The 12,214-nt window shown below is 54.0% G+C and carries 5 protein-coding genes; 2 read left to right on the top strand and 3 right to left on the bottom strand.

The window, feature by feature from the left end; translation table 11 throughout:
• Positions 1-68: 68 nt before the first annotated feature.
• Positions 69-2,315 (bottom strand): outer membrane protein assembly factor BamB family protein, encoded by a 2,247-nt coding sequence (locus ABD920_RS09235; RefSeq protein WP_345158486.1) that lies wholly within the window; start codon positions 2,313-2,315, stop codon positions 69-71.
• A 405-nt stretch (positions 2,316-2,720) separates the two neighbouring features.
• Here ABD920_RS09235 and ABD920_RS09230 point away from each other — a divergent pair, with 405 nt between their 5' ends.
• On the top strand, positions 2,721-3,050 hold the full coding sequence (locus ABD920_RS09230) for a hypothetical protein (protein ID WP_345158484.1): 330 nt from the start codon (positions 2,721-2,723) through the stop codon (positions 3,048-3,050).
• 421 nt (positions 3,051-3,471) lie between these two features.
• Entirely contained in the window at positions 3,472-5,487 is a 2,016-nt protein-coding gene (locus tag ABD920_RS09225) for a glycoside hydrolase (RefSeq protein ID WP_345158483.1), read from the top strand.
• A 150-nt stretch (positions 5,488-5,637) separates the two neighbouring features.
• On the opposite strand, the gene ABD920_RS09220 is transcribed toward ABD920_RS09225, so the two are convergent.
• Together ABD920_RS09220 and ABD920_RS09215 are read right to left on the bottom strand one after the other, a co-directional pair.
• Positions 5,638-9,762 (bottom strand): chemotaxis protein CheB, encoded by a 4,125-nt coding sequence (locus ABD920_RS09220; RefSeq protein ID WP_345158481.1) that lies wholly within the window; start codon positions 9,760-9,762, stop codon positions 5,638-5,640.
• Between the two features lie 47 nt (positions 9,763-9,809).
• On the bottom strand, positions 9,810-11,363 hold the full coding sequence (locus ABD920_RS09215; protein ID WP_345158480.1) for a GAF domain-containing protein: 1,554 nt from the start codon (positions 11,361-11,363) through the stop codon (positions 9,810-9,812).
• Positions 11,364-12,214 lie beyond the last annotated feature (851 nt).

Below are 12,214 nucleotides of genomic sequence, written 5' to 3'. Positions count from 1 at the left end.
TGTTTTATAAGTTTATAATCCATATCGTAACAGACTGGTCAGTAATTATATATAAGCAAAAACCCTTTCTATTTCACACTTTCAGGAAGCGCAAAGGCCACATACTGGTCACCGGAGGGACTCCCGATTTTGCCGCCGCCGCAGGCAATCACCACATACTGCCTGCCGTTCAGGCTGTAGGTGGCAGGCGTGGCGTACCCGGCGGCAGGCAGTTGCGCCTCCCACAGCACCTTGCCACTTTCCTTGTCAAAAGCCCTGATTTTCTCGTCTTTGGTAGCCGCGATAAACACCAGACCGCCCTTCGTTACCAACGGACCGCCGTAGTTTTCGGTGCCAGTGGGCGGAATGCCTTTTTTTGTAAGCTCCTCATACTCCCCGAGGGGCACTTTCCAAAGCAATTTGCCGGTGTTCAGGTCAACGGCGTTCAGGGTGCCCCAGGGCGGTTTGATGCCTGGGTAGCCCTCTTTATCCAGGAAGCGGTTGTAGCCCGTCATGCGGTAAGGCACCTCGTCCATCACGCTTTTCTTTATCTTGTCGCTGCCGGTCGGCTCTTTGGGTGGAGCAGCCGAGGCGGCAGAGGCGGCCACCGCTGCGGCGCCTCTTTCTTCCTTGTGCAGCAGGAACCCTACGAGGGCCTGCTTCTCCTGCGCAGGAATCTGCCTGAAGGAAGGCATCATGTTCCTGCCGTTGTTGATAATGCTTAAAAGCTCTTTCTCCTTGAATTTTTCACCGATGCTCACCAGCGCCGGGTAAGAAGCGCCGTTTCCTTCCAGTTCATTGCCGTGGCAGGAGGCGCAGTATTTGGCGTAAGTGACGGGGCCGCTGTTTTCCTCCGTCAGGGCTTCCTGCTTTGGCACATCCACCATCGTTAGGCTCCAGGGCATCTCCGAGCTGTTCACGTACAGGATGCCGGTGGCAGGGTCCACGGCGGCTCCGCCCCACTCGCCTCCCCCGTCAAACCCGGGGAAAATCCACCCGCCGTTTTTGCTGGGCGGCGCGAACATCACCCGGTCCTGCACTTTTTTGTACTGCGCCATCATATGGGCGTGCGTTTCCGGCGTCAGGTCCGTGACCTGGTCGGGGCCAAAATCCTGGCGGGCAAAAGGCTCAGGCAGTGTCGGAATGGGCTGCGTGGGCCATACCTCCTCGCCTGCCAGACCGGTATTTGTCGGCACCGGCTTTTCCTCGATCGGAAAAACAGGCTTTCCGCTGGTTCTGTCGAAAAGGAATATATAGCCATGCTTCGTGATCTGGGCCACGGCATCGATGGTCCGGCCCTCGTGCTGCACCGTCACCAGGTTCGGGTTAGCCGCCAGATCCCGGTCCCAGAGGTCGTGGTGCACCACCTGGAAATGCCATATATACTTCCCGGTGCTCGCATCAAGTGCGATCAGGCTGTTGGCAAACAGGTTCTGCCCTTTCCGGATACCTCCGTAAAAATCTGGGGAGGCCGTGCCGGTGGGAACATAGACAATGCCTCTTTCCTCATCCAGCGCCATGCCAGCCCAGTTGTTGGCCCCCCCGATCCTGCGCCAGCTGTCGGGATTGTCCCAGGTATTGTAGCCTTTTTCTCCCGGGTAAGGGATGGTGTGGAATATCCAGCGGCGTTCGCCTGTGCGCACATCGAAAGCCCGGATGTGGCCCGGAATAGCATCCGCTCCCTCGGAGAGGCGCATGCCGGTGATATATAAATCCTTGTAAACAACGCCGGGCGTGGTTCCTACCGCATAGGCTTCCGAGGCATCGTACTCCAGGTCCAGGTTCTGCCGCAGGTCAATCCAGCCGCTCTCCCCAAAGCCGCTGACAGGCCGGCCCGTGGCGGCATCAATGGCATATAACTTAGGCCCCACGGCATACAGGATCCGCTGCTCTTTCCCGTCCTGGCCCTGCCAGTAGGTAACGCCCCTGCTCACGTTGAAGGACGCCATCTCGTCGGGATCTGCGCCGGGCAGGTGATAGGGGTCGAACAGCCATTTCTGCTCCCCGGTCGCGGCATCCAGGGCAAAGAGCTTCAACTTCGGCGAGGTGCCATAGAGCACCCCATCCACCACGATTGGATTGCACTGCATCTGGGACCGGTTGTCAGGGTCTTTGTCGCGGGTGCTGTACGTCCAGGCCACCTGCAGCTGTTGCACATTCTCTTTGTTGATGTCGGTGTTGGTGGAATAGCGGTTGCCGTCCTTGCTACCGGCATAGGTGCGCCAGCCGCTGTACCGATCCGTTTCCTGTTCCTGAACCGCATCGGTGCTTTTTCCGCAGCCCAGCACCAGGAAGGTTGCCAGGGGAAAGGCCATCCAATAAAGCTTTCTTCTCATTGCCAATAAGTTGACTCGTGTACGTAAGCAGATCTGCTGCCTCTTTTGCTAAGAATTTATAAATCCCTGCTGGCGTATTGCCAAAAATTTCAGAAACAATATACTTAATTCTGCGCAAGTCTCCTTCTTTTTGGGCAGGCACTTCTGCTTCTACAAAGTATCTGTAAGCGGGCATTGCATTTACAGATTTAGCATGAGGCAGCAGGCTGCTGATTTTTTTGCACCTATTTTCAAATATTCTTAAACTCTTCTTCTACATCAACCGTATATAAACATGGCTAAAAGTTGAAAAGTAATTTTCAAATATTTGTGAAGGCTCTCCATTTGTGAGAGCCTTCACTTTTTTATATATACCATTAGCAGATCAGCGCCTTTCTTTAGAAAACTAACTTACTACACAGGCTCATGGACGCAGAGGAACTACATCCAGCATGGGACGAGGAAAAATACCGGTTGCTGAACGCCCATTTCCGCCAGCAGATTAACACGCTGCTGCGCACAGATACTTACCTCGCCGATGCCGTCGCCGGGGGGAAAAGTCTGCAGCTGCAGGAGCTGATCGGCCGGATGACTGAGAAGGACCAGCGGCTTTGGCAGGAGTTCCTGGCGCTCGACCGGATAAAACTGCACCTCGATATGAAAGATCATCTGGAAGGCCGTGGCACCCCCTTTAGCCCACGCACCGGCTTCCAGGGCCCCTCCGGCACAAAAGACGATATAGGCGATGCCTGGTAGCAGGCAGCAGAGCTCTTTCTGTTCGTCCCGATGCAGCTGTTTATCCGATTATTTCGCTCCTCCTGATAAAGTAAGGCAATGGCCCATTATGGCTTCCCCGAAACAAATCCACTCAATTCCAAGTCGCAAAAAGCCTCTTCCATATATGGCTTCATCTTTTGAATTGAAAGAGATTGCGATTTTTACTGTATCAAAGGGAGGGTATATATGATCTGGTATAACAGTTACAAAAGCTGCGCCCGCAGCTATACGGTCCTATTTGTTTAATATACCTCCTACCCGCTTTTCTTATTTCAGATTGCTTATATTGGGTGTGTGCTTCCTTCCCGGGGAATTTTGCCGAACGGTTCTATTCATTTTATGTTCCTGCATGCCTGCTACTTAATGCATCATCTCTTAAAAACACTTTAACTCAAACTATATGAAGAACCCTGACGCCTTCTCCCTGAAAAGCTGCCTGTTATATATAGCACTCGTTCTACTGCTCTGTGGTGCCAGCATGCAAAAGACCTACAGCCAGGCGGAGGTAGCGGCATGGGGAAACATAAAAGGCATACGGATAGAGGGCCAATTGATGGAGTTTGAGACCAGCCTGCGGGTAGTGGGCAATGACTGGCGGCAAATCAGCGCAACGGGCAAAGAACGGCAGCGGCCAACATATGCGCGGGAGGGCAGGAAACAGATCGTGACCACCCGTATAGATAGCCTGCTCCTGACAGAGACGGTAGAAGACACGGGGACCGGGCAGGCAAAGGTAACGGTACAGGTAACCGCCAAAGCCGACACAAGCATTGCCGGTGTTTTTTTCAGCGTCGCGCTTCCGGGCGAAGAATTCTCTGAACGATCGGTCCAGCTGATCAAGCCATTGGGACAACCCCAGAAACCACAAACTACGGGTGGAGCGCAGGAACTGATGCGTGCCACGGCGAACGGCGTGAAGCTGATGACCAACAGCAGGCAGTTAGAGATCCTGTTCAGCGCGCCTGGCGTGGTTATCCTCACCCGTGGCTCCGCTGAGAACAGCAGGAACCTGCAGCTTTATCTGCCGGTGCACCTGGGGCCGGTCAAGCAGGGCCAGGTCGAGGAGCAAACGTTTCTGCTGCGAGCAACCGGGGAGATCGACAGGAAGCCTGTCACGCTGAAGTTAAACACCGCGGAGACGGGGCGGGCGTTTGCCGGCATCGGGGGTAACTTCAGGTTGCAAAATGCCAAAACAGACCCTCAGGTGATCGATTACAGCCTCCAGAACCTGCGTGTATCCTGGGGGCGCGTGGAAATGCCGTGGCACTTGTGGCAGCCCGAGCTAAAATCGGACCCTATCAAAGCAGCAAAGGCCGGAACATTGCACCCGCATGTGCAGCAATCAATGGAGATGGCGCAGCGCCTCTCTAAAATGAATATCCCCGTGATTCTTTCTGCCTGGTCGGGGCCGGCATGGGCGGTGGTGGGAGAACCAAAGCTGCGGCCGGGTCAGGACGGCGTGTGGGGGAACCCCTTGGCAGAAGCCAACATGAATGCCATCTATAAATCCATCGCTGATTATATAGCTTACCTGCGGGATGCCTATGGGGTGGAGGTGCAGCTGTTTTCCTTTAATGAGTCCGACCTGGGCATCAACATCCGACAGACGCCGGAAGAGCATGCCGCACTGATCCGGGGTCTTGGGGCCTATTTTGCAAAGCGAGGCCTGCAAACGAAACTGCTGCTGGGCGACAACTCCGATGCCAACTCCTACGCCTTTATATATCCGGCCATGGAAGACCCGAAAGCAAGGCCCTATATAGGTGCGCTGTCCTTCCACTCGTGGCGGGGATGGGAAAAGGAAACACTACAGAAGTGGTCAGACGCCGCCACAAAGCTCAACCTGCCGCTGATTGTGGGAGAAGGCAGTATCGACGCGGCCGCCTGGAACTACCCGGGGATATTTGAGGAGGAGACGTACGCCCGTGAAGAAATAAACCTCTATACCCGGATTCTGGCTATCTGTCAGCCGCTCACCATCCTGCAGTGGCAACTCACCGCCGACTACTCGCCGCTTTCCGGCGGGGGCATTTTTGGGGATACCTCCCCCCTTCGCCCCACGCAGCGTTTCTGGAACCTGAAACAACTTGGCGCCACTCCGGAAGGCCTGTTGGCGATGCCGGTTACGGCAGACAGGCCAAACATAACGAGTGCGGCCCTCGGCGACAACGGGAAGGGCCGCTACGTGGTGCACCTGGTGAACAACGGCGCTACCCGCGAAGTAACGCTCACCGGTCTTCCGGATCAGGTCAGGATGCTGCGCATATTCGTCACCGACAAATCCCGCGAGATGAATGAAGGCGCGCGCATCAGTGTGGTAAACGGACAGGCAAGGTTCACCCTCAACACCGGCAGCTTCACCAGTTTGATGACGGAAATTGCCGAAACCTCACAGACAAACCAGGATCCCAGGTAGCAGGTGCAGTGGGCACCACCAACTTATATATAGCATGACGCTGACATTCCGTTTGACATACCGCGCGTTGCATGGATAGAGGGGTCCGCCTGCAGGTGATGCACAAAGCCCTGCAAGGAAGCTGACTTTCAGGGTAAAGCTTTTGAAACGCTATTCTTCGGCACCCTCGATTGCTTCAGCTTCTTCGGCTGGGAAGTAAAGCCTGAAAGTGGTGCCGATCCCCTCTTCGCTCTCCACCTCTATTTTGCCGCCGGCATTGTCCATGATGCGCTTCACGATGTACAGCCCCATGCCGGTGCCGTCAACGTGCGCGTGGAAGCGTTTGAAGAGCGTGAATATCTTCGACAGGTTGTCCTCGCTCATTCCCAAGCCATTGTCAGCTACGGTCAGGGTTATATAGCCATCTTCCAGCTTTGTGAAAAGGCTGATCTCTGGCTTCCTTTCCGGGGCACTGTAGTTGATGGCGTTGATCACGAGGTTATATAGAATGCTATAGAGGTTCTTCCTTGAAAAGTTAATGCGGGAAGCCTCCGTAAAATCCACTTGCAGCTCGGCATCGGAAGAATTGATATGCTCCTGTATGTTAAGCTTCACGTTATGCAGCACCTCCAGTAGCTCAATTGACTCGGCGCCTCCGTCAACATCGCGCTGCACTTTCGCTATGTCCGTCAGGTCTTTTATCACGTTCTTGAATCGGCTGATCGATCCCTTCACCATATTGAACAGGGGCTCTGTCGGCATGCCCGGCAGCGGCCCTGCCTCCCCGATCTGGTCCTCTAAGAGCAGTACAAGGCCCTCGATATTGGCCACCGGGGCCTTCAGGTCATGAGAGGCCGTATAGACAAAGGTGTCGAGGTCGGCATTTACGCGCAGCAGGTGCTCGTTCGTGTGCTGCAGTTTCTCCTGCGTGGCCCGCAGGTCCGACAAGTCGATGAACGAGCCCAGCACGCGGTACGGGATCTGGTATTCGTTGTGCATGATATAGGCCCTGTTGGAAACATAGGCAAAGGAACCGTCTGCCCGTGCGATGCGGTACTCACCCGCCCATTGGTCTTTTCCATAGTTGATGGCGTTGTTAATGCCCTTCATGGTTTCCTCGCGGTCATCGGGGTGCACTTTCTCGAACCACCCTTTCACACCCGTTCCCATTTCGCTCACATCATACCCCAGAATGGCCGCCAGGCTATCGCTCCACCACAGCTCGTTGCTCACCAGGTTCCAGTCCCAGACCACATCGTTCGTCGCCATCGAAACCAGCCTGAACCGCTCCTCGCTGGAAGCCAGTTCCTGCGTACGTTCCTCCACGCGCCGCTCCAGCTCATCGTTCAGCCTGATCAGGTTCTCCTCTGCCTTCTTCAGCTCCTCATAGGCCATCAGGATCTTTTCCTCGCTGTTCTTCTTGGCCGTGATATCCGCCATCGTTACCGTCAGGCCGTCTCCCATCTTCACGGCCGCGATCTCATACCACGCCTTCTGCCTGTTTATCTGCAGCTGCTGCTCAATGTGCAGCGGCTGCCCGGACTCCACCACGTTCTCGTACTTCTTTAGCAGGCCGCTTTTCTTCAGAAAACCCAACTCCTGCTGCACACCCGTACCGGTTAGCTCGGCATATGTTTTTCCGATGAGTTCCTCCGCCTGCCGGTTCAACAGGGTCCAGTTGAAATCAACGATGGCCTGCTTTTCGTTTCGCACAGCCTTGAAAGCCATAATACTGCTCAGGGAACTGTTGAGCACCCCCTGCACCACGTTGCTAAGCGTTTTGAGAGTCGTGATGTCCACGAACGACAGCACCACCCCGTCCTTGTTGCCATCGTGCTTCAGGTAAGGGATAATGCGCATGAGGTAGTACTGCCCTTTGGCGGTTTCTATCTCCTGCTCTACCTCGGATGAAGTGTTGTTCACATACTGGATATCCTCCAACAGGCGCGAATAGTTCAGGTTATGCGACAGGTGGTGAATTGGCCTGCCCACATCGCTGTCGATGATGTTGATGATCTCTTTGACGATGGGCGTAAACTTACGGATCACAAGGTGATGGTCCACGAATAGCTGCCCGATGTTGGAGCTTCGGATATAGTTGTCCAGGTCCTCGTTCAATTCCTGCAGTTCCTTTATTTTGAGCTGGTGCTCCGAGTTAACCGTGTGCAGCTCTTCGTTCAGCGACTGCATCTCCTCGTTGGAGCTTTGCAGCTCCTCGTTGCTCGACATCAGCTCCTCGTTGCTGGACTGCAGCTCCTCGTTGGAGGTACTCAGGTCCTGTACCGTCAGATGGAGGCTCTCGCGCGCTTCCTTCAGCTCCAGTTCCATCGTGGTCAGTTGCTGGTAATAGTCCGCCTCCAGAACAGTGGAGGCCTCTGTTATTTTAAGCGGGGAATTGGCAGGGCCCTGCTCCTGCAGCAGCACGAGAATCACCTTGGGCTGGTTCGGGTCTGTTAAAACAGGTTTCATCGAGACGTGCACCATCTGCTCCTTCTTATCGACCTTAATCGTCACCGGGCGGGCGACTATCTTTTTGTTTTGCTTCAGCGCCTTCCGGATGCCCACGCTCAAGGTGACGGCCAGCTCCTCAGAAACCATCTTCAGCAGGTTAAAATGCAGCCGCCTGTCTGGGAATTTCAGAAAACGGTTGATGTCGCCGATCCCGTGCAGCAGTTGGTAGTTCTCATCCACATACAGGCCCGTCACCTTGAAGTCCTCGGCAACGGCGTCCATGAAGAGATCGTTGTACTTCGCCACGTGCGAAACCTTATACCCCCCAGTCTGGCTTGATGCTGCCACCGGTGGCGTGTAGTCCGTGATCCCGTACCGCTGCTGTATGGCATTCCCTTCTTTCACCTTTCGGTACAATTTCCATTTACGGTTTTCCTCAGAGAACAACATCTTCAGTTCCCCGATGTGCTCACTGGGGCCCAAGAGCAGGTAGCCCTTCAGGTTCAGGGCATACGGGAAAAGGGAAAGCACCTTGTTCTGTAGCCCCGGATTGAGGTATATGAGCATGTTACGGCACGTGATCAGGTCGATCTTGCTGAACGGGGGGTCTTTCTGAAGATCGTGCTGCGCAAACACCACCAGCCGCCGGATCTCCTCGCTTACCACATACCGCGTGCCCTTGAGGTGAAAGAAGCGCTGCAGGCGATCTGCGCTGATGTCTTCGGAGATGGCTGCCGGGTAAACTCCCTTAGAAGCCTGCGATACGGCCCGCTGGTCTATGTCGGTGGCGAAAAGCTTCACCATGGGCTCCCGCCCCAGACGCTGGTAAGCCTCCCGGAATAAGATAGCCAGGGAATATACTTCCTCGCCTGTGCTACAGGCGGCTACCCACACCTTCACGGGCTCATCCACATCCTTGCCAGCGATTATTTCGGGAATCACCTCCTGCTCAAGCAGCTCAAAGGCCTCTTTGTCCCTGAAAAACCTGGTGACGTTGATAAAGAATTCCTGGCAAAGCTGCTTGATCTCGGCCGGGTTCTCCTGCAGATAATCCAGGTAGCCATGCAGATCGCTCACCCTCAGGTAATCCATCCGTTTCCGGATTCTGCGGTTAATAGTGGCCTTCTTATAATTGTTGAAGTCGGTATTGGTATGGGCGCAGACAAGGTCCAGAATTTCATTCAGCACTTCCTCTTCGTCCTGCACGTCTCTGTCTTTTATGGCCGACAGCACCAACGGAACTTTCCGGGTGTACTCCATTATTTCATGCGGCATCAGGTCAGGCGGCAACACATAATCCACAAACCCGGCCTCAATGGCACTGCGGGGCATCCCGTCGAACTTAGCGGAAGCCGGCTCCTGCACCACCACCATGCCCCCGGCTGCCTTGATCGCTTTGATGCCCTTGGTGCCGTCGGTGCCTGTGCCGGACAGCACCACGCCGATGGCATAGCGGCCACGGTCCTTGGCCAAGGACTCAAAGAAAACATCTATAGCATAATTGGGCTCCCGGTTCCGCTCCTTGCTGATCAGGCGCAGCCGTCCGTGCTCGATGGTCAGCTGCTTGCCGCTGGGCAGCACATAAACACAGTTTGGCTTGGTGAGCATTTTATCCTCGGCCTCCTGCACCTGCATGCGCGTGTGCTTCGTGAGCAGTTCCGCCATCAGGCTTTTGTGGTCCGGCGACAGGTGCTGAATGATGACGAAGGAAAAGCTGGAGTTATTGGGGAAATGGTCGAAGAGGATATGGATGGCCTCCAAACCCCCGGCAGAGGCGCCGATGCCAACGAGGTAATGATCTGAGGGCGGCGTAGGCAGCGCTGATGTACGCTCTGGTGTTTTCATGTCAATCATGCATCTCTCCAAAATTCCGGCAGGAACTGGTTTTTTTGTTACTTCTCCTTGATGATTTTCTCCAGTACAGAACTTCGCAGGACCTCCGCGGCCTCCAACTCTTCCGCCTGCCAGGGCAGCGATGTATACTTCACCGTCTCCTGGTAGGTTGCGAAAGAATTGCGCGGGTGGTACGTCTTACCGTCCGGTTCCAGTTGGATGGCATTGTTCGGGTCGCCTCCCCAACGCACTGTCTGGATTACCTCCGGGCGGAAACCCAGTATATATTCGCCCTGGTCTGCATTGATGGGCAGGGCGATGAGGCCGCTTGCAACCTCTTTGTAATCTTTGCTCCTGGCATATAAATGCGGAAGGCTGTCGGTGGCCATCAGCCTGTCTGTTTTGCTGCGCCGCAACCACCCTGCCAGTTCTTTCAGCTCCTGCCTGCCGGGGGTTTCACCGCTCGTCCAGATGCTGCCCTCATACAGCACCGCCGCGCCCGTCAAGGCCAGCAGGTGCTGCAGACTTGTATCCCCGCTCAAAATCCCACTTACAAAATCCGGGCTCCCGTACAATTGCCCCAATAACCGGCCATGAACTCCGTGCAGCTTTGCCCGGAGCAGGATGGCGCGCTCCTTCTCTTTTGCCGCCAACTGCGCAGAAATGATACCAGAGAGCAGTTCCAGGGCTGAGCGCAATTCGTAACTCGGGCTGATGGCATCCCTGTGATGGCACGAGATAAGCCCCCACAGTTTGTTGTCAATAATCAGGGGCAGCGACATGGAAGCCATCACACCCAGGTTGGCGAGGTACTCGAGGTGTACGGCTGCCACACTGCGCAAATTGCAGTCCGAAAGATCGGTGAAGCGCTGCGTCAGTGGATTAACGATTGGGATGAGGCGCACCGGCTCGTAGATGCGGGTGGGAATGAGGCGGTATGGATTGCTGAAGTAAAGGTCACGCGCCTGCTTGGGCACATCTGAAGCCGGGAAGCGCAGGTCCATGTAATCGTCCATGCTTTCCTCTTTGGCTTGTGCTATCACGATGCCATTCCACTGCGGGTCGAACTGGTATACCAGCACGCGGTCAAAATTAGTCAGTTTTTTCACTTCTGAGGCGGCGATGTCTGCTGCTTCTGCGGTATCGCCAGCCTGCTTTAGCAACGAGGTAATGTATTTGATTTGCTGATAAAGCCCTATGAACGAACGCTCTGCAGCGGTCTCGGTATTTTCCTCCAACTCTATCAGCAACTGTCCCTCCTTTAGGTGCACGAGCGCGTTAAAACTTCGCTGCTCCCCCTTTGCCTGCCATGTCAGACTGAGGGGTATCTTTTCCTGATTGTTGTGGGCACTTATCTTAGTTCTGAGTTCCTCAAGCTGGCCGTCGGGCAGAAACAGCGACAAGGGCTGCTCCAGCAATTCTTCCACAGGTATATATAAATGCTGGCCCGCATTCTCGCTGGCCTGCACTATGCGCAATGTACTTCTGTCAAGCACCAGCAGTATGCCGTGCGGCTGTATCAGGTTTACGAGGTGCAGCGGAATGCTCCCGCAAAATTCAGAGTCATAGTTTTTAGCAATGGTTATGTTAACCTTAGCTGAGTTTTCATCCATTCAAAAAAATTTAAATACCCCACCAGAGTAGATTTAAGGCTTTGAGCAGGCAGCCATACTGATAGCACAAGACCTGGCATGTGCCGGCAACGAGAGAATTATATTAAGCCCTTCCCCTACCGATCATTCAAGACAACTCATTCTGCTTCTTTGCCTATATACAAACATGTGCTGCCATGGCAATGGAAGCCATTATCTGACCCTTACACGCAATTGCGGGATGCCATGCGCCCACTTCCAAACATGCCTTCTGCCCTAAGGTTCTAAAAGCCGGGTAAGGCCACCTCAAAATTACTGGATATACATGAGCTAATCAATACGACAAGAGGATGGAATTCTATATATCAGGATACTGTCCGCACTTTTAAATCAATTTCACGGTCATCAGCAGCCCTACATAAATAGGATTCAAATTTACCATCATGATAGTGCAAACGTCAGAAGTGGTTCGGGACGTTTACTAACAAAATTCTCTTGCTTTTCTTTCATTTTGAACCCTGCGTTTGCTCTTCTTTTCTCAACTGTCAATTCTCCTCGCCCATATTATATGCCATGGAAGGTGCTTTTTCGTCTGAATTATATATGCCCTCGCTCGGTTGCCTCATCCATGTACTGACGTCAAAACAAATGAGAAACCTGAGATAAAAACAATTGAAGGCAGGCAGCGCGGCGATTTCGCAGCAATACGTGGAGCAGCAGGAGGCGGTAGCACGCCTTAGTTCCTGATCTATATAAAGCCAACTATAGTGATGACCTGGCTGATCCTCAAAATCTTAAGGTATCGTTGGTGACAATTCACCGCGCCTGTTTATATATGCTCTCCTGTCACTTCTGAAGCGCGCACTTCCCCA

The organism is Pontibacter saemangeumensis, from assembly GCF_039541895.1.
Classification (GTDB): domain Bacteria; phylum Bacteroidota; class Bacteroidia; order Cytophagales; family Hymenobacteraceae; genus Pontibacter; species Pontibacter saemangeumensis.
Note: the sequence above shows the minus strand (reverse complement) of the source record. Positions and strands in the feature narration are given on the sequence as shown.